This window comes from Priestia iocasae, from assembly GCF_016909075.1.
Classification (GTDB): domain Bacteria; phylum Bacillota; class Bacilli; order Bacillales; family Bacillaceae_H; genus Priestia; species Priestia iocasae.
In genome coordinates this window covers 13,340-33,195 of the sequence record NZ_JAFBFC010000011.1, presented here as the reverse complement: position 1 = coordinate 33,195, position 19,856 = coordinate 13,340, and the positions used below count along the sequence as shown (strand labels likewise).

Below are 19,856 nucleotides of genomic sequence, written 5' to 3'. Positions count from 1 at the left end.
TGTTCATGAGTTTAAAAGCTACTGAAGTGAAACAATTAAATAGCTTAGCTCTAGCCTATGTTGGTGATGCTGTGTTTGATTTGCATGTGCGTACTCATTTATTGACACTTGGAAATGTTCGTCCAAATCAATTGCACAATCGAGCAAAGCGATATGTATCAGCGAAAGCCCAAGCAAAGATTGTTCACTTTTTTAAAGAACAGGATTATTTTTCAGAAGAAGAGTTAGCTGTATTAAGAAGGGGTCGTAATGCTAAATCTGGCACGATCCCTAAGAATACAGATGTTCAAACTTATCGTTATAGCACAGCCTTTGAAGCTGTGATTGGTTATCTTTACTTACTTAGTAATGAAGATCGACTAATGGAAACCATTGAAAAGGCAATTGCTTTTGTAGAAGAGATAGAGGGAGGAAGTCAGCATGGAACAACATGAATATATTATCGGAAAAAACCCTGTGTTAGAAGCATTAAGAGCTGAAAGAGATATTAATAAGATATGGATCTCTGAAGGTTCTCAACGTGGTCAAATGAATGCTATTACACAGTTAGCAAAAGAAAATGGTGTATTGGTTCAATTTGTACCTAAGAAGAAGATTGAACAAATGGTAGAAGGAAACCATCAAGGAGTCGTTGCGCAAGTAGCTGCTTACCAATATGCAGAATTGGATGATTTGTTTGCTAAGGCAGAGCAACAAAATGAGCAACCATTTTTCCTTATCCTAGATGAGATTGAAGACCCACACAACTTAGGATCCATCATGAGAACAGCAGATGCAGTGGGCGCACATGGAATTATTATTCCTAAGCGTCGAGCGGTAGGATTAACAGCTACTGTAGCTAAAGCATCTACTGGAGCAATTGAACATATTCCCGTTGTACGTGTGACAAATTTATCTCGCACCATCGAAGAATTAAAAGAGCGTGGTTTATGGATTATGGGGACAGATGCAAAAGGGAAAGATGACTATCGTAATTTAGATGGACAGATGTCCCTTGGATTAGTTATTGGAAGTGAAGGTAAAGGAATGAGCCGCCTCATACGTGATAAATGTGACTTTTTAATTCACCTTCCGATGGTGGGTAACGTGACATCTTTAAATGCTTCTGTAGCAGCAAGCTTACTTATGTATGAGGTATACCGAAAACGACATCCATTAGGTGGATAAAATGGATATTCTACTTGTTGATGGCTATAACATTATTGGAGCATGGCCTGAACTAAGAGAGTGGAAAGATAAAGATCTATCAACTGCTCGAAATTTACTCATTGAGAATATGGCTGAATATCAAGCATACACAGGCTATCGAACGATTATCGTGTTTGATGCTCACTTTGTAAAAGGAATTGAAAAAAAAGCAAAGAGTCACAATGTAGAAGTAGTTTTTACAAGAGAAAATGAAACAGCGGATGAACACATTGAAAAGCTGGCAAAAAATTTAAATAATATTAAAACACAAATCCACGTAGCAACGTCTGATTTTACGGAACAATGGGCCATTTTTGGACAAGGTGCGCTAAGAAAGTCAGCTCGTGAGTTGCGTAATGAGATGCTTGAAATAAAAAGGGATATTAAGCGAGATGTTAAAGAGATTCAAGAGCAAAAACCTCATTCACGCATTAAACTATCTGATGGAGTTGCCGAAATTTTTGAAAAATGGCGCCGAGGTGAGCGTTGAAGAGGTTGACGCTATTGAAATAGCTACTGTATAATATTGTTATCTACTGTGCGGTCAGGGGGATCGATATGGGCGATAATTATGGGAGAAAAGATAGGGCTCATTTCGAACAACAAGAAGATGAGGAAATTGTAGAGCTTGTGCACAAAGGCGATATAGATGCGCTAGAATATTTAATTCATAAGTACAAGAATTTTGTACGTGCTAAAGCTAGATCATACTTCTTAATAGGGGCAGATCGAGAAGATATTGTACAAGAAGGTATGATAGGACTTTACAAGGCTATACGTGACTTTAAAGAAGATAAACTCACTTCTTTTAAAGCGTTTGCCGAACTTTGTATTACAAGACAAATCATTACTGCTATTAAAACAGCGACAAGGCAAAAGCATATCCCGTTAAACTCGTATGTATCGTTGGACAAGCCTATCTATGATGAGGAGTCCGATCGAACATTAATGGATGTAATTTCAGGTGCAAAAGTCATGGATCCTGAAGAGCTTATCATTAACCAAGAAAAGTTTGATGACATTGAATTAAAGATGGCGGAATTACTTAGTGACCTTGAACGTAAGGTGCTTGTGCTTTATTTAGATGGTCGATCTTATCAAGAAATCTCTGAAGACTTAAATCGCCATGTAAAATCGATAGACAACGCATTACAAAGGGTAAAAAGAAAGCTAGAACGTTATTTAGAATTACGTGAAATAACGATGTAGCACTTGCGACCGTATGTTGACATCAAAAGAAAGTGTGTGATACTTTTTTATAGACGTTATCACTATTTATAGGTGGTTAGCATTATGCGTAAAAAAGTTGTACTTGCATGTGTTGGGTGTGGAAGCCGTAACTACTCCACAATGAAAAATGCTCAGCAAAATGATGAAAGATTAGAAGTGAAAAAGTTTTGTAAGACATGCAATGCACACACCATTCATCGCGAGACAAAATAAGGTTAATCATTTTCTCTGCATAGAATGAGCACCCATTGTATATTGGAGGTTACGTAAACATGAACCGTATCGTAAAGTTTCTGCGTGATGTTGGACGCGAAATGAAGAAGGTAAGTTGGCCAAAGCGTAAAGAATTAACACGTTATACAGTAACTGTTGTCACAACAGTTGCGTTTATGACACTGTTCTTTGCTGCTGTTGATTCAGGGATCTCTGCATTAATTCGATTAATTCCTTGAATAAATGTGTTCTAAACGTGGTATAATAACATTTGAATTATGCCTATCAAAAAGCCCGGAGACGGGTTTTTTAATTTGTCTTCATAATGGTTATCTATGAATCAACTGTGAAATCTGCAGCTCACTATGGGTTTCGATTTGATCATACATTATTTATAAATGAGCGGGGAGGGAAGGACGAGTCGTCCTCTTAAATGGAGAAAAATTGGTATGTAGTTCATACTTACTCTGGATATGAAAATAAAGTAAAAACAAACTTAGAAAAGCGTGTCGAGTCAATGGGCATGCAAGACAAAATCTTTCGCGTAGTGGTGCCGGAAGAGGAAGAACGAGAAATCAAAAACAACAAAGAAAAAATTACAAAGAAAAAAGTATTCCCAGGTTACGTACTAGTTGAGATCGTGATGACAGACGATTCTTGGTATGTAGTACGTAATACACCGGGTGTAACAGGATTTGTTGGATCAGCGGGTTCAGGATCAAAGCCTACACCTCTATTACCAGAAGAAATTGATATGATTCTGAAGAATATGGGTATGGATGAAAAGTACGCAGATTTTGATTTCGAGTTAAATGAAACGGTCATGGTGAAAGAAGGACCATTTGCAAACTTTGAAGGAAAAATTGAAGAGATTGACACAGATAAGCAAAAAGTGAAAGTGCTTGTTAACATGTTTGGTCGTGAAACACCTGTAGAATTAGATTTTACACAAATTGAAAAAATATAATTCCGAAAAACTTGCATTTTGTCAAGTTTGGTGGTAATATTTCATAAGTCAGTACGTCTCAAAATGAGAGACTAAAAAGACCATTTCTTTATTTATCATATAAAGAACATCGAGTGGGAGGGGTTAAACCCTATTACCACATCACGGACTTAAGGAGGTGTGTCTCGTGGCTAAAAAAGTAATTAAACTTGTAAAATTACAAATTCCTGCAGGTAAAGCAAACCCAGCACCACCAGTAGGTCCTGCATTAGGTCAAGCAGGTGTTAACATCATGGGTTTCTGTAAGGAGTTTAACGCTCGTACAGCTGATCAAGCTGGTCTAATTATTCCTGTTGAAATCACGGTATTTGAAGACCGTTCATTTACATTTATTACGAAAACTCCACCTGCTGCTGTTTTACTTAAAAAAGCGGCTGGAATTGAGTCTGGTTCTGGTGAACCAAATCGTAATAAAGTTGCAACAGTCAAGCGTGACAAAGTACGTGAGATTGCTGAAACTAAAATGCCTGATTTAAATGCTGCTAGCGTAGAAGCTGCTATGCGCATGGTAGAAGGTACAGCACGTAGCATGGGAATTGTCATCGAAGACTAATTCGCATCAACGGGTTCTAGAAGGTTGCGAGTGTGGAAAACATCCAATTCGCAACCTTTATTAGTGGGAGGTTATTCCGTTAAAACCACATAAGGAGGAAATTAAAATGGCTAAAAAAGGTAAAAAGTACATCGAAGCTGTGAAGCTTGTAGATCGTACAAAAGCTTATTCAGTAGAACAAGCAATCGAATTAGTAAAGAAAACAAACACTGCGAAATTTGACGCGACAGTTGAGGTTGCTTTCCGTTTAGGAGTAGACCCTAAGAAAGCTGACCAACAAATTCGTGGTGCAGTAGTATTACCAAACGGTACTGGTAAAACTCAACGCGTATTAGTATTCGCTAAAGGTGAGAAAGCGAAAGAAGCAGAAGCTGCTGGAGCTGATTACGTTGGTGATTCTGATTACATCAACAAAATCCAACAAGGTTGGTTTGAATTTGATGTAATCGTAGCTACTCCAGATATGATGGGTGAAGTTGGTAAATTAGGTCGTGTATTAGGTCCTAAAGGTTTAATGCCAAACCCTAAAACTGGTACAGTTACATTCGATGTTGAGAAAGCTGTAAATGAAATCAAAGCTGGTAAAGTTGAATACCGCGTTGATAAAGCTGGTAACATCCACGTACCAATCGGTAAAATCTCTTTCGAAGACAACAAGTTAGTGGAAAACTTCACTACAATCTTCGAAACTATGTTAAAAGCTAAGCCTGCTGCTGCTAAAGGTACTTACATGAAGAACGTTGCTGTTACTTCTACAATGGGCCCTGGTATCAAAGTTGATGCTGCAACAGCTGTAGCTAAAAACTAATTTTTGACAGTAAATCAGTATTGACTTCTTATAAGTGACTGATTATAATAGATATTGTTGTTAAAAAAGAATATGATATTTGTACCGTAGACAGTAGGTGCCGTTAGGCTTAATTTCCTACCGAGGTGTATGCGATAAATTAGTTGAACACTTAGTTCGCTTACGATACCTCCATGTCTGTTACAAGCAAACATGGAGGTTTTTTATGGCACCTTGTATGAGTGTACGGAAGGAAATCTACAGGAGGTGTAAAGATGAGCAGCGCAATTGAACAAAAGAAACAAGTCGTAGAAGAGATTGCTGACAAGTTCAAAGCTAGCAACTCTACTATCGTAGTTGACTACCGTGGATTAAATGTTTCAGAAGTAACTGAGCTTCGTAAACAATTACGTGAAGCGGGTATTGAGTTCAAAGTTTACAAAAACTCTTTAACTCGCCGTGCTGCAGAGCAAGCTGAGTTAACAGGTCTTAACGACGCGTTAACAGGTCCGAACGCAATCGCGTTTGGTGGCGAAGATGTGGTTGCTCCTGCGAAAATCTTAAATGATTTCGCTAAAAAGCACGAAGCATTAGAGATTAAAGCTGGTGTAATCGAAGGTAACGTAACAACTGTTGAAGAAATTAAAGCTCTTGCAGAACTACCATCTCGCGAAGGTTTACTTTCTATGTTGCTTAGCGTTCTTCAAGCTCCAATTCGCAACCTTGCTCTTGCTACAAAAGCTGTGGCAGATCAAAAAGAAGAACAAGGCGCATAATCTAGTTTGTTATCTATAAACTTTAAAAGGATATAAGGAGGAAATTTACAATGACTAAAGAACAAATCATTGAAGCAGTTAAAGAAATGACTGTTTTAGAACTTAACGATTTAGTAAAAGCTATCGAAGAAGAATTTGGTGTAACTGCTGCTGCTCCTGTAGCTGTTATGGGTGGCGCTGCTGGTGAAGCTGCTGCTGAGAAAACTGAGTTTGACGTAGTACTTGAAAGTGCTGGCGGACAAAAAATCAAGGTTATCAAAGTAGTACGTGAAATCACTGGTCTTGGCTTAAAAGAAGCTAAAGAATTAGTTGACAACACTCCAAAAGCTCTTAAAGAAGGCGTTTCTAAAGAAGAAGCTGAAGAAATGAAAGCTAAACTTGAAGAAGTTGGCGCTTCTGTAGAAGTTAAGTAATTAACGTTTTTATTTAAAAAAGCTCGCTTGCTTAAGCGAGCTTTTTTGCTTGTGCTTGAATTTTATTATATAGTAAATGAAGAAATCAATACATTGAGGTAGGAGGTTATAGATTGACAGAGCATTATTATTCAAATACACCTTCTGTAAACAGTGATCGTCATACTTTTTCTTTTTCACTAAGAGACCAATCTTTTTCTTTTACTAGTGATCAAGGTGTCTTTTCCAAGAAAGAAGTAGATTTTGGTTCTCGTGTATTAATAGAAGCTTTTAAATTGCCGGAAGTTGAAGGACCAATACTAGATGTTGGCTGTGGATATGGACCGATTGGTTTATCTGTTGCTAAAAGTGACCCAACAAGAAGTGTTCATATGGTAGATGTAAACGAACGGGCAATTGAGCTAGCCAAATTAAATGCTTCTCAAAATAAGGTAGAGAATGTAAAAATCTATAAAAGTTTTTGCTTTGACAGTGTAGAAGAAAAACAGTTTGCATCAATTTTAACCAATCCGCCTATTCGAGCTGGTAAAAAGGTTGTACATGAAATTCTCGAAGGAGCAGCTAGTCATCTTGTAAAAGGTGGAGAGTTATGGGTGGTTATTCAGAAGAAGCAAGGAGCACCATCTGCGGTCGATAAGTTAGAAACTTTGTTTAACGAAGTGGAAGTAGTAGAAAAGAAAAAAGGATATTATATCATATTTGCCAAAAATGTTGACTAACTTTTTTGATTATGTTAGCATTATAAAATGCCAATATATCATTATTCCATCATGACTTTTTTATACATAAAATAGTAGGTATAATTCTAGTCTTAATGGAAAAGCTAATAAAATCAATAGTACGTTTTTCATGAAATTGTGGTTTTCTATTTAAAGAAACCATTTTTCTTTTGTTTAATAATAAACTATATGTTTATTTATTATTTTTTTGAACAATAACGCTTGATTTGAGGGGTGAATCAGTTGACAGGTCAACTAGTTCAGTATGGACGCCACCGCCAACGCAGAAGTTATGCGCGCATTAGTGAAGTATTAGAATTACCTAATCTGATTGAAATCCAAACATCTTCTTACCAATGGTTCTTAGATGAAGGATTAAGAGAAATGTTTCAAGATATTTCTCCAATTGAGGATTTTACGGGTAATTTATCTTTAGAATTTATTGACTACAGCTTAGGAGATCCGAAATATTCCGTTGAGGAATCCAAAGAGCGCGATGTAACCTACGCTGCACCTCTACGTGTTAAGGTGCGTTTAATTAATAAAGAAACTGGTGAAGTAAAAGACCAAGATGTGTTTATGGGTGATTTCCCATTGATGACGGAAACTGGCACATTTGTAATTAATGGTGCAGAGCGCGTTATCGTATCACAGTTGGTACGCTCACCAAGCGTTTACTATAGTGGTAAAGTAGACAAAAATGGTAAAAGAGGTTACACAGCAACTGTTATTCCAAACCGTGGTGCATGGTTAGAGTATGAAACAGATGCCAAAGATGTTGTATATGTACGTATTGATCGTACGCGAAAGCTACCAGTAACAGTATTATTACGTGCTTTAGGTTTCGGTTCTGATCAAGAGATTTTAGAATTAGTAGGGGACAATGAGTACATCCGTAATACGCTTGAAAAAGATAATACGGAAAGTACAGAAAAAGCGCTATTAGAAATCTATGAGCGTCTACGTCCTGGAGAGCCACCTACAGTTGAGAATGCTAAAACATTACTAGTTTCTCGATTCTTTGATCCTAAACGCTATGATTTAGCGAATGTAGGTCGCTATAAAATTAACAAAAAGCTGCATATCAAACATCGTCTTTTCAATCAACGTTTAGCAGAAACGTTAGTTGATCCAGAGACTGGTGAGATTATTGCAGAAAAAGGTTCGATGATTGATCGTCGTACGCTTGATCGTATTCTACCAATGATTGAAAGTGGTGTAAACTTCAAAACTTACAACCCTGTTGGTGGAGTTGTAGAAGATGATGTAACACTTCAATCTATTAAAATTTATGCTCCAAACGATCCAGATGGAGAAAAAGTAATTAATGTATTAGGTAATGCTTATGTAACAGAAGAAGTGAAAAATATCACACCTGCTGATATCTTATCTTCTATTAGTTATTTCTTTAACCTGTTACACAATGTAGGCGATACAGATGACATTGATCACTTAGGAAACCGTCGCCTTCGTTCTGTAGGTGAATTGTTACAGAACCAATTCCGTATCGGGCTATCTCGTATGGAACGTGTGGTTCGTGAAAGAATGTCAATTCAAGACACAAATACAATTACACCACAGCAATTAATAAACATTCGTCCTGTTATTGCAGCGATTAAAGAGTTCTTTGGTAGCTCTCAGTTATCTCAGTTCATGGATCAAACGAACCCATTAGCTGAATTAACACATAAACGCAGATTATCTGCCTTAGGTCCTGGTGGTTTAACGCGTGAGCGCGCTGGATTTGAAGTGCGTGACGTTCACTACTCTCACTATGGTCGTATGTGTCCAATTGAAACGCCAGAGGGTCCAAACATCGGATTAATCAACTCTTTATCTTCATATGCAAAAGTAAATAAATTTGGCTTCATCGAAACGCCGTATCGTCGTATTGATCCTGAAACTGGTAAAGTGACGGACCGTATTGACTACTTAACAGCCGATGAAGAAGATAATTATGTAGTAGCCCAAGCAAATGCTCGCTTAGGCGATGATGGTTCATTCTTAGATGAAAACATCGTAGCTCGTTTCCGTGGAGAGAACACAGTTGTAAGACGTGATCGACTTGACTATATGGATGTATCTCCTAAGCAAGTTGTATCAGCTGCGACTGCTTGTATCCCGTTCTTAGAAAATGATGACTCCAACCGTGCATTAATGGGTGCGAACATGCAACGTCAAGCCGTGCCTTTATTAAATCCGGAAGCGCCGATTGTCGGAACTGGTATGGAATACGTATCTGGTAAAGACTCTGGTGCAGCAGTTATCTGTAAACACCCAGGTGTTGTAGAGCGTGTTGAAGCGAAGCAAGTATGGGTTCGTCGTTATGAAGAAGTTGATGGTCAAAAAGTAAAAGGAAACCTAGATAAGTACCGCTTATTGAAGTTTATTCGTTCAAACCAAGGTACTTGCTACAATCAACGTCCTATTGTTTCAGTAGGAGATCAAGTAGTAAAAGGTGAAATTTTAGCAGATGGTCCATCAATGGAAAAAGGTGAACTTGCTTTAGGTCGTAACGTAATGGTTGGTTTCATGACGTGGGATGGTTATAACTACGAGGATGCCATCATCATGAGTGAACGCCTTGTAAAAGATGATGTATACACTTCTGTTCATATTGAAGAATATGAATCTGAGTCTCGTGATACGAAGCTTGGACCAGAAGAAATTACACGTGACATTCCTAACGTTGGTGAAGATGCTCTTCGCAACCTAGATGAGCGCGGAATCATCCGAATTGGTGCTGAAGTAAAAGACGGAGACCTTCTAGTTGGTAAAGTAACCCCAAAAGGAGTTACAGAATTAACAGCAGAAGAACGTCTACTACATGCAATCTTCGGTGAGAAAGCACGTGAAGTTCGTGATACATCTCTTCGTGTGCCACATGGTGGAGGCGGAATTATTCTTGATGTTAAAGTCTTCAACCGTGAAGATGGAGACGAGTTACCACCAGGTGTGAACCAATTAGTACGTGTGTATATTGTTCAGAAGCGTAAGATTTCTGAAGGTGATAAGATGGCCGGTCGACATGGTAACAAGGGTGTTATCTCTCGTATCTTACCAGAAGAAGATATGCCTTACTTACCAGATGGTACGCCAATCGATATCATGTTAAACCCATTAGGGGTACCTTCACGTATGAATATCGGTCAGGTGCTAGAGTTGCACTTAGGTATGGCTGCTCGTCAGCTAGGCATTCATGTTGCATCTCCAGTATTTGATGGAGCACGTGAGGAAGATGTATGGGCAACAATTGAAGAAGCAGGCATGTCTCGTGATGCGAAAACTGTCTTATATGATGGAAGAACGGGTGAGCCGTTTGATAACCGTGTATCAGTAGGGATCATGTATATGATCAAACTTGCTCACATGGTTGATGACAAGCTTCATGCTCGTTCAACTGGACCATACTCACTTGTTACGCAACAGCCTCTTGGTGGTAAAGCACAATTTGGAGGTCAGCGTTTTGGTGAGATGGAGGTATGGGCACTTGAAGCATACGGTGCTGCTTACACATTACAAGAAATCTTAACTGTGAAATCAGATGACGTTGTTGGACGTGTTAAAACGTACGAAGCGATCGTGAAAGGTGAAAACATTCCAGAACCAGGTATCCCTGAATCATTCAAGGTATTGATTAAAGAGTTACAAAGTTTAGGTATGGATGTTAAGATGCTTTCAGCTGATGAGCAGGAAATTGATATTGTAGATTCAGAAGATGATCATGATCAACCAACTGAATCAATTATTGCAGATAACGATAGTGAACCTGTTGTAGAGGGCGAAAAAGACCCTGTGACGAAAGAATAAATTTAGCTTTGATAGAAGCAATGAGGTAAAAACCTGTAGATTAAAAGGGAGGTAGGCTCCTTGCTAGATGTTAATAACTTTGAGTATATGAAAATTGGTCTAGCTTCGCCGGATAAAATTCGCTCTTGGTCGTATGGTGAGGTCAAGAAACCTGAAACCATTAACTACCGTACATTAAAACCTGAAAAAGATGGTTTGTTCTGTGAGCGTATTTTTGGTCCACAAAAAGACTGGGAATGTCATTGTGGAAAATATAAACGTGTTCGTTATAAAGGCGTTGTATGTGATCGTTGTGGTGTTGAAGTTACGCGTGCGAAAGTTCGTCGTGAGCGCATGGGACATATTGAATTAGCCGCACCGGTTTCACACATCTGGTACTTTAAAGGTATTCCTAGCCGCATGGGACTTGTCTTAGACATGTCCCCTCGTGCGCTAGAGGAAATTATTTATTTTGCGTCGTATGTTGTGACTGACACTGGTGATACACCACTAGAGAAGAAGCAACTTTTATCAGAAAAAGAATATCGTGCATACCGTGAAAAGTATGGTCAGACGTTCCAAGCAGCAATGGGTGCAGAAGCTGTTAAGAAAATCTTACAAGATATTGATCTTGATAAAGAAGTTGACTCATTAAAAGAAGAGTTAAAGACTGCACAAGGACAAAGACGTACAAGAGCTATCAAGCGTTTAGAAGTACTTGAAGCATTTAGAAATTCTGGTAACGAACCATTCTGGATGATTCTAGATGTATTACCAGTTATCCCACCTGAGTTACGTCCAATGGTACAACTTGACGGTGGCCGTTTCGCTACTTCTGACTTGAATGACTTATATCGTCGTGTTATTAACCGTAACAATCGTTTAAAGCGTCTTTTAGATCTTGGAGCTCCAAGCATTATCGTTCAAAACGAAAAGCGTATGCTTCAAGAAGCAGTTGATGCGTTAATTGATAACGGTCGTCGTGGTCGTCCTGTAACAGGACCAGGTAACCGTCCATTAAAGTCACTTTCTCATATGTTAAAAGGTAAACAAGGACGCTTCCGTCAAAACTTACTAGGTAAACGTGTAGATTACTCTGGTCGTTCGGTTATCGTTGTAGGTCCGAACTTAAAGATGTATCAATGTGGTTTACCAAAAGAAATGGCGTTAGAACTATTCAAGCCTTTCGTTATGAAAGAGCTTGTAGAACGTGGTTTAGCTCATAACATTAAGAGTGCGAAGCGTAAAATTGAACGCGTACAACCAGAGGTATGGGATGTATTGGAGTCTGTTATTAAAGAACATCCAGTACTACTTAACCGTGCACCAACGCTACATAGACTTGGAATTCAAGCATTTGAGCCAACTCTTGTAGAAGGTCGTGCAATCCGTCTACATCCACTTGTATGTACAGCATACAACGCCGATTTTGACGGTGACCAAATGGCTGTTCACGTACCGCTTTCTGCTGAAGCACAAGCTGAAGCGCGTATTTTAATGCTTGCGGCACAAAACATCTTAAACCCTAAAGATGGAAAACCAGTTGTTACTCCTTCACAGGATATGGTATTAGGTAACTATTACCTAACATTAGAGCGTGAAGATGCAGTTGGAGAAGGTATGATATTTAAAGATACAAACGAAGCATTGCTAGCATATCAAAATGGATATGTTCATCTTCATACGCGTGTAGCTGTATACGCTGGTTCTTTAAATAACGAAACGTTCACTGACGAGCAAAACAAGCAGTTGCTTGTAACAACAGTAGGGAAGTTAGTATTTAACGAGATTTTACCAAAATCTTTCCCATATATTAACGAGCCAACAAAGCAAAATTTAGAAGTACAAACACCACTTCAGTACTTCGTAGATAAAGGTGCAGATGTGAAGGCGTTCATTAAAGAACAACCAGTCATTGCACCATTTAAGAAGAAAATTCTTGGAAACATCATTGCAGAAGTATTCAAACGTTTCAAGATTACAGAAACGTCTAAGATGCTTGATCGCATGAAAAACCTTGGATTTAGATATTCAACTAAAGCAGGTATTACAGTTGGTGTAGCTGATATCGTAGTTTTAGGTGAAAAAGAAGTTATTTTACACGAAGCACAAGCGAAAGTAGATAACGTATTAAAACAGTTCCGTCGTGGTTTAATTACTGAAGACGAGCGTTATGATCGTGTTATCTCAATCTGGAGTGCTGCAAAAGACGTAATTCAAGGTAAGTTAATGGCGTCATTAAATAAGCGCAACCCAATCTTTATGATGAGTGACTCAGGTGCTCGTGGTAACGCGTCAAACTTCACTCAGCTTGCTGGTATGCGTGGACTAATGGCTAACCCATCTGGACGTATTATTGAATTACCAATCAAATCTAGTTTCCGTGAAGGTTTAACAGTATTAGAATACTTCATCTCAACGCATGGTGCTCGTAAAGGTCTTGCCGATACAGCTCTTAAAACAGCTGACTCAGGTTACCTTACTCGTCGTCTTGTTGATGTTGCACAAGATGTTATCGTACGTGATGACGATTGTGGAACAGACAGAGGTATCCTTGCTGTTGCAATCAAAGAAGGAACAGAAGAGATTGAAAAACTTGATGAGCGTTTAATCGGTCGTTATGCTCGTAAAGCTGTTGTTCACCCTGAAACAAATGAAGTTCTTGTTGGTGAAAACGAACTGATTACAGAAGATATCGCAACAACAATTGTTGAAGCTGGTATTGAACAAGTATGGATTCGCTCAGCGTTTACGTGTAACACACGCCATGGTGTATGTAAAAAATGTTATGGTCGTAACTTGGCAACAGGTTCAGAAGTTGAAGTGGGTGAAGCAGTTGGTATCATTGCCGCTCAATCAATTGGTGAGCCAGGTACACAGTTAACGATGCGTACATTCCATACAGGTGGGGTAGCCGGAGACGATATCACACAAGGTTTACCGCGTATTCAAGAGATTTTCGAAGCGCGTAATCCAAAAGGTCAAGCTGTTATTACAGAAATCTCTGGAACTGTTACTGCTATTACAGAAGGCCGTGACCGTCAACATGAGATTACGGTTCAAGGTGACATTGAAAGCCGTTCGTACACAGCTCCTTACAGTGCACGTCTAAAAGTTGCTGAAGGCCAACAAGTATTAAGTGGTCAAGAGTTAACGGAAGGTTCAATCGATCCGAAAGAATTATTAAAAGTAAAAGATATCACGTCTGTTCAAGAATACTTATTACGTGAAGTTCAAAAAGTATACCGTATGCAAGGGGTAGAAATTGGAGATAAGCACGTAGAGGTAATGGTGCGTCAAATGCTTCGTAAAGTACGTGTTATCGATGCTGGAGATACAGATGTACTACCTGGATCTCTTCTCGATGTTCACCAATTTACAGATGCAAACGAAAAAGTATTACTAGAAGGAAATCGTCCTGCTACAGGTCGTCCAATCCTACTTGGTATTACAAAAGCATCTCTTGAAACAGATTCATTCCTATCTGCAGCATCATTCCAAGAAACAACACGCGTTCTTACAGATGCAGCTATCAAAGGGAAACGTGATGAATTACTAGGTCTTAAAGAAAATGTTATCATTGGTAAGTTAGTTCCTGCTGGTACAGGTATGACTCGCTATCGTTTAACAGAGCCTGTTGCGAAAGAGTCTGAAGAAGTTGTAACAGTAGACTAATTACTTTAAAAATCATTCCTCTAGAATGGATAGCTATAAAAATACTTTTTCATAGTTGACATCCATTCTAGAGAATGATACTATATCAAAGGTGCTCCTATAAAACACCTGTTGCTTTGGAGGATATGAAAGTGTCTTATGAAAAAGTATCACAGGCTAACAACATTGTTGTAGGAACTAAGCAAACAGTAAAGGCTCTTAAAAAAGGTATTGTTAAAGAAGTTTTTATAGCAGAAGATGCTGATTCTCTTGTTACTCAAGCAGTCATTGAGACAGCAAATGCGTTAAAAATATCATTAACATATGTTGATTCTACAAAAAAGCTTGGAAAAGCTTGTAAAATAGAAGTTGGAGCTTCATCTGTTGCAATTATACGTTAAAATGTTTTTGAAATTATTTGTTTCAAAAACTTTGTTTTTGCTTAAAAATGAACCACCTGGATGTGTGGTCTTAAAAAAGCTCGAAAGGAGGAAAATGAAATGCCTACTATTAACCAACTAATACGCAAGGGTCGCGTAAGCAAAATTCAAAAGTCTGACTCTCCTGCGTTAAACAAAGGTTACAACAGCTTCAAAAAAGCTCAAACAAACCAATCTTCTCCACAAAAGCGTGGTGTTTGTACTCGTGTAGGTACAATGACACCAAAGAAGCCTAACTCAGCGCTTCGTAAATACGCTCGTGTGCGTTTAACAAATGGTATTGAGGTAACAGCTTATATCCCAGGTATTGGTCACAACCTACAAGAACACAGCGTGGTATTAATCCGCGGTGGACGTGTAAAAGACTTACCAGGGGTACGTTATCACATCGTACGTGGTGCATTAGACACTGCTGGTGTTGATGGACGTATGCAAGGTCGTTCTAAGTATGGTACTAAGAGACCTAAAGCAGCTAAAAAATAATTTCAAAAAATAGATGAATGATAGTGAAAGGAGGAAATCAGAATGCCACGTAAAGGACCTGTTGCAAAAAGAGATGTATTACCAGATCCAATTTATAATTCGAAGCTTGTTAGCCGCCTTATCAACAAGATGATGCTTGATGGTAAGCGTGGAAAATCACAAGCTATTCTGTACAGAGCATTCGATCTAGTACAAGAGCGCAGTGGTAAAGAAGCTATGGAAGTATTCGACCAAGCTCTTAAAAACATCATGCCTGTATTAGAAGTTAGAGCACGCCGTGTAGGGGGTTCTAACTACCAAGTACCTGTGGAAGTACGTCCAGAGCGTCGTACAACGTTAGGTCTTCGTTGGTTAGTTAACTATGCTCGCCTTCGTGGAGAAAAAACGATGGAAGAGCGTTTAGCTAATGAAATCTTAGATGCAGCTAACAACACTGGTGCTGCTGTTAAGAAGCGTGAAGATACTCACAAAATGGCTGAAGCTAATAAAGCATTTGCTCATTATCGTTGGTAATTCTTTAAAAAACTATACAATCTTAAATTAGGAAGGAGAAATACCCGACATGGCAAGAGAGTTCTCCTTAGAAAACACTCGTAATATCGGTATCATGGCTCACATTGATGCTGGTAAAACAACTACGACTGAGCGTGTACTTTATTACACTGGTCGTATCCATAAAATTGGTGAAACTCATGAAGGAGCTTCACAAATGGACTGGATGGAGCAGGAGCAAGAGCGTGGTATTACAATCACATCTGCTGCAACAACTGCTCAATGGAAAGGTCACCGTGTTAACATCATCGATACTCCTGGACACGTAGACTTCACTGTAGAAGTTGAACGTTCACTTCGTGTACTTGATGGTGCGGTGGCAGTTCTTGATGCTCAATCTGGTGTTGAGCCTCAAACTGAAACTGTATGGCGTCAAGCGACAACATACGGAGTTCCACGTGTTGTATTCGTTAATAAAATGGATAAAATCGGTGCGGACTTCTTATATTCAGTTAAAACAATGCATGATCGCTTAGGTGCAAACGCGCACCCAATTCAGTTACCAATCGGTGCTGAAGATGAATTCGAAGGTATCATCGACTTAGTAGACATGGTTGCATACTACTATGCTGATGATTTAGGTACTCGTACTGACGCTAGAGAAATTCCTGAAGAATACAAGGAATTAGCTGAAGAGTACCATGCGAAGCTAGTTGAAGCTGCAGCTGAACTAGATGAAGAATTAATGATGAAATATCTTGAAGAAGGCGAGCTTACAAAAGAAGAATTGAAAGCTGCTATTCGTCAAGGTACAATCGACGTTAACTTCTATCCAGTTGTATGTGGTTCAGCATTCAAAAACAAAGGCGTTCAGCTTATGATTGATGCTGTTATCGACTACTTACCTTCACCATTAGATGTACCTGCTATCAAAGGTATCACTCCTGATACTGATGAGGAAGTTACACGTGAGTCTAGCGATGATGCGCCATTCTCGGCATTAGCATTCAAAGTTATGACGGATCCTTACGTTGGTAAGTTAACGTTCTTCCGTGTATATTCAGGTAAATTATCTTCTGGTTCTTATGTACAGAACTCAACAAAAGGCAAGCGTGAGCGTGTAGGACGTATCCTACAAATGCATGCTAACAGCCGTGAAGAAATCTCTGAAGTTTACGCTGGAGATATCGCAGCAGCTGTAGGTCTAAAAGATACAACAACTGGTGATACTCTTTGTGATGACAAAAACCTTGTTATCCTTGAGTCTATGGAATTCCCAGAGCCAGTTATCTCTTTATCTGTTGAGCCTAAGTCAAAAGCTGACCAAGATAAAATGACAACTGCTCTTCAAAAGTTACAAGAAGAAGATCCAACTTTCCGTGCGGAAACTAATACAGAGACTGGACAAATCATCATCTCTGGTATGGGTGAGCTTCACCTTGATATCATCGTTGACCGTATGCGTCGCGAGTTCAAAGTAGAAGCTAACGTTGGTGCTCCTCAAGTAGCATACCGTGAAACTTTCCGCGCTGGTGCGAAAGTTGAAGGTAAGTTCGCTCGTCAATCTGGTGGTCGTGGACAATTCGGTCACGTTTGGATTGAGTTCGAACCTAACGAAGAAGGTAAAGGCTTTGAGTTTGAAAACAAAATCGTTGGTGGTGTAGTTCCACGTGAATACATCCCTGCAGTACAAGCTGGTCTTGAAGATGCTCTTCAAAACGGTGTATTAGCTGGTTACCCATTAATCGATATCAAAGCTGCTTTAGTTGACGGATCATACCATGATGTTGACTCAAGTGAGATGGCGTTTAAAATTGCCGCTTCTATGGCTCTTAAAAACGCAGTATCAAAATGTAACCCTGCTATCCTTGAACCAATGATGAAGGTAGAAGTTGTTATTCCTGATGAGTATCTAGGGGATATCATGGGTGACATCACTTCTCGTCGTGGACGTGTAGAAGGTATGGAAGCACGCGGTAACGCTCAAGTTGTACGTGCATTCGTTCCACTTTCTGAGATGTTTGGTTATGCAACTGCATTACGTTCAAACACTCAAGGTCGTGGTACTTATTCTATGCACTTCGATCACTATGAAGAAGTTCCTAAAACAATCTCAGAAGAGATTATCAAAAAAAATAAAGGTGAATAATTGATTTTCATCCTTTAATCAAGTATAACTACTTATGTAGGCTGTGAAAGTGGAGATTTATCTACCCTTTCACGGCATTATCATACTTAAACTAACTGAACTTTCAAGGAGGATTTTCAAATGGCTAAAGAAAAATTCGACCGTTCGAAAACACATGCCAATATTGGTACAATCGGTCACGTTGACCATGGTAAAACTACTTTAACAGCTGCTATCACAACTGTACTTGCTAAGCGCAGTGGTAAAGGTGCAGCTATGGCTTATGATATGATCGACGCTGCTCCAGAAGAGCGCGAGCGTGGTATCACAATCTCAACTGCACACGTTGAGTACGAAACTGACACTCGTCACTATGCACACGTTGACTGCCCAGGACATGCTGACTATGTTAAAAACATGATCACTGGTGCTGCTCAAATGGATGGTGGTATCTTAGTAGTATCTGCTGCTGATGGTCCAATGCCACAAACTCGTGAGCACATCCTTCTTTCTCGTCAAGTAGGTGTTCCTTACCTAGTTGTATTCTTAAACAAATGTGACATGGTAGACGACGAAGAGTTACTTGAATTAGTAGAAATGGAAGTACGTGACCTTCTTTCTGAGTACGATTTCCCTGGTGACGATGTACCAGTAATCAAAGGTTCTGCTCTTAAAGCTCTTGAAGGAGATGCTGCTTGGGAAGAGAAAATCGTTGAGCTAATGAACGCTGTTGACGAGTACATCCCAACTCCAGAGCGTGACACTGAAAAACCATTCATGATGCCAGTTGAGGACGTATTCTCAATCACTGGTCGTGGTACAGTTGCTACAGGTCGTGTAGAGCGTGGACAAGTTAAAGTTGGTGACGTAATCGAAATCATCGGTTTAACTGAAGAGCCAAAATCTACAACTGTAACTGGTGTAGAAATGTTCCGTAAGCTTCTTGATTATGCTGAAGCTGGAGACAACATCGGTGCTTTACTTCGTGGGGTAGCTCGTGAAGATATCCAACGTGGACAAGTATTAGCTAAGCCAGGCTCAATCACTCCACACACAAAGTTCAAAGCTGAAGTTTACGTTCTTTCTAAAGAAGAGGGTGGACGTCATACTCCATTCTTCACAAACTACCGTCCTCAGTTCTACTTCCGTACAACTGATGTAACTGGTATTTGCCAACTTCCAGAAGGCGTAGAAATGGTTATGCCTGGAGACAACATCGAAATGACTGTTGAACTTATCGCTCCAATCGCGATTGAAGAAGGTACTAAATTCTCAATCCGTGAAGGTGGACGTACAGTAGGCGCTGGTGTAGTAGCTACTATCACTGAGTAATAGCCTATTTAAAAGCAAGGATCCTAGGATCCTTGCTTTTTTTATTTGCGTCTTTCTTCTATATAATAGAAAGAAAAGGAAAGAAATCTTTTTAAAGCTTCTTCTTGCAAAAGGCTATCTTTTTATATATAATGAAAAAAGTGCGCAACAGTAAAAGAAAAAATAATTTTATTGTTGCATTGAGAGCCCATTTTTAGTATAATAAAAATGTTGGTCTTTGACTGCGATGAAGCGGAAGGTTACCGACACACACGGCCGCTTTGCCATGGCGAGTGTGAGGAAAATTTCCGCGGAGAATGTCTATTTATAAAAGTAGGCGAAAAAGGAGGGAAAATAATGGCAAAAGAAAAAATTCGCATTCGTTTAAAAGCGTATGATCACAGAATTCTTGATCAATCTGCTGAGAAAATCGTAGATACTGCAAAGCGTTCTGGCGCGACTGTTTCAGGTCCGATTCCATTACCAACTGAGAAGTCAGTTTACACAATTCTACGTGCGGTACACAAGTACAAAGATTCTCGTGAGCAGTTTGAAATGCGTACTCATAAGCGCTTAATTGATATCGTGAATCCAACTCCACAAACAGTTGATTCATTAATGCGTTTAGACTTACCATCTGGTGTAGATATCGAAATTAAACTTTAATTAAAATA

General features: G+C 39.2%; 20 protein-coding genes and 1 other annotated feature. All 20 genes read left to right on the top strand.

The features are described from left to right. The first annotated feature begins 5 nt into the window (after positions 1–5). The 20 genes from JOC83_RS19095 (at position 6) to rpsJ (ending at position 19,848) form a co-directional block, all read left to right on the top strand. Entirely contained in the window at positions 6–434 is a 429-nt protein-coding gene (locus tag JOC83_RS19095) for a Mini-ribonuclease 3 (RefSeq protein WP_205188970.1), read from the top strand. Then, positions 421–1,167, top strand: a complete 747-nt coding sequence (gene rlmB, locus JOC83_RS19090) for a 23S rRNA (guanosine(2251)-2'-O)-methyltransferase RlmB (RefSeq protein ID WP_205188969.1) — start codon at positions 421–423, stop codon at positions 1,165–1,167. Before JOC83_RS19095 ends, rlmB begins: the two co-directional genes overlap by 14 nt. Before the next feature lies 1 nt (position 1,168). Further along, entirely contained in the window at positions 1,169–1,678 is a 510-nt protein-coding gene (locus tag JOC83_RS19085; protein WP_205188968.1) for an NYN domain-containing protein, read from the top strand. Positions 1,679–1,746: 68 nt separating this feature from the next. Next, positions 1,747–2,397, top strand: a complete 651-nt coding sequence (gene sigH / locus JOC83_RS19080; protein ID WP_239583640.1) for an RNA polymerase sporulation sigma factor SigH — start codon at positions 1,747–1,749, stop codon at positions 2,395–2,397. Between the two features lie 84 nt (positions 2,398–2,481). Beyond that, the gene (gene rpmG, locus JOC83_RS19075; RefSeq protein WP_205188967.1) at positions 2,482–2,631 is read left to right on the top strand and encodes a 50S ribosomal protein L33; all 150 of its coding nucleotides are present in this window, start codon (positions 2,482–2,484) and stop codon (positions 2,629–2,631) included. Between the two features lie 59 nt (positions 2,632–2,690). Further along, on the top strand, positions 2,691–2,870 hold the full coding sequence (secE, locus tag JOC83_RS19070; protein ID WP_205188966.1) for a preprotein translocase subunit SecE: 180 nt from the start codon (positions 2,691–2,693) through the stop codon (positions 2,868–2,870). Positions 2,871–3,064: 194 nt separating this feature from the next. Further along, complete coding sequence (nusG, locus tag JOC83_RS19065; protein ID WP_205188965.1) at positions 3,065–3,598, top strand: transcription termination/antitermination protein NusG; 534 nt, start codon at positions 3,065–3,067, stop codon at positions 3,596–3,598. 166 nt (positions 3,599–3,764) lie between these two features. Beyond that, positions 3,765–4,190, top strand: a complete 426-nt coding sequence (gene rplK / locus JOC83_RS19060) for a 50S ribosomal protein L11 (RefSeq protein WP_162595981.1) — start codon at positions 3,765–3,767, stop codon at positions 4,188–4,190. A gap of 106 nt (positions 4,191–4,296) precedes the next feature. Then, positions 4,297–4,998 (top strand): 50S ribosomal protein L1, encoded by a 702-nt coding sequence (gene rplA, locus JOC83_RS19055; protein WP_205188964.1) that lies wholly within the window; start codon positions 4,297–4,299, stop codon positions 4,996–4,998. A 66-nt stretch (positions 4,999–5,064) separates the two neighbouring features. Beyond that, positions 5,065–5,212 (top strand) — a sequence feature (ribosomal protein L10 leader region). A gap of 40 nt (positions 5,213–5,252) precedes the next feature. After that, complete coding sequence (gene rplJ / locus JOC83_RS19050; RefSeq protein ID WP_205188963.1) at positions 5,253–5,753, top strand: 50S ribosomal protein L10; 501 nt, start codon at positions 5,253–5,255, stop codon at positions 5,751–5,753. 50 nt (positions 5,754–5,803) lie between these two features. Next, positions 5,804–6,166: a 50S ribosomal protein L7/L12 gene (rplL, locus tag JOC83_RS19045; RefSeq protein WP_205188962.1), complete on the top strand. Its 363-nt coding sequence runs from the start codon at positions 5,804–5,806 to the stop codon at positions 6,164–6,166. Between the two features lie 113 nt (positions 6,167–6,279). Continuing rightward, on the top strand, positions 6,280–6,885 hold the full coding sequence (locus JOC83_RS19040; RefSeq protein WP_205188961.1) for a class I SAM-dependent methyltransferase: 606 nt from the start codon (positions 6,280–6,282) through the stop codon (positions 6,883–6,885). Between the two features lie 243 nt (positions 6,886–7,128). Beyond that, on the top strand, positions 7,129–10,695 hold the full coding sequence (gene rpoB, locus JOC83_RS19035; protein WP_205188960.1) for a DNA-directed RNA polymerase subunit beta: 3,567 nt from the start codon (positions 7,129–7,131) through the stop codon (positions 10,693–10,695). Between the two features lie 60 nt (positions 10,696–10,755). Next, entirely contained in the window at positions 10,756–14,349 is a 3,594-nt protein-coding gene (rpoC, locus tag JOC83_RS19030; RefSeq protein ID WP_205188959.1) for a DNA-directed RNA polymerase subunit beta', read from the top strand. Positions 14,350–14,480: 131 nt separating this feature from the next. Then, positions 14,481–14,729, top strand: a complete 249-nt coding sequence (locus JOC83_RS19025) for a 50S ribosomal protein L7ae-like protein (protein WP_205188958.1) — start codon at positions 14,481–14,483, stop codon at positions 14,727–14,729. Between the two features lie 99 nt (positions 14,730–14,828). Beyond that, on the top strand, positions 14,829–15,251 hold the full coding sequence (rpsL, locus tag JOC83_RS19020) for a 30S ribosomal protein S12 (protein ID WP_205188957.1): 423 nt from the start codon (positions 14,829–14,831) through the stop codon (positions 15,249–15,251). Positions 15,252–15,293: 42 nt separating this feature from the next. Next, positions 15,294–15,764 (top strand): 30S ribosomal protein S7, encoded by a 471-nt coding sequence (rpsG, locus tag JOC83_RS19015; RefSeq protein ID WP_013054923.1) that lies wholly within the window; start codon positions 15,294–15,296, stop codon positions 15,762–15,764. Between the two features lie 49 nt (positions 15,765–15,813). Continuing rightward, entirely contained in the window at positions 15,814–17,892 is a 2,079-nt protein-coding gene (gene fusA / locus JOC83_RS19010; RefSeq protein ID WP_205188956.1) for an elongation factor G, read from the top strand. Between the two features lie 120 nt (positions 17,893–18,012). Next, entirely contained in the window at positions 18,013–19,203 is a 1,191-nt protein-coding gene (tuf, locus tag JOC83_RS19005) for an elongation factor Tu (RefSeq protein WP_205188955.1), read from the top strand. 336 nt (positions 19,204–19,539) lie between these two features. Further along, positions 19,540–19,848, top strand: coding sequence for a 30S ribosomal protein S10 (gene rpsJ / locus JOC83_RS19000; protein WP_110113958.1), 309 nt, complete (start codon positions 19,540–19,542; stop codon positions 19,846–19,848). Positions 19,849–19,856: the final 8 nt, after the last annotated feature.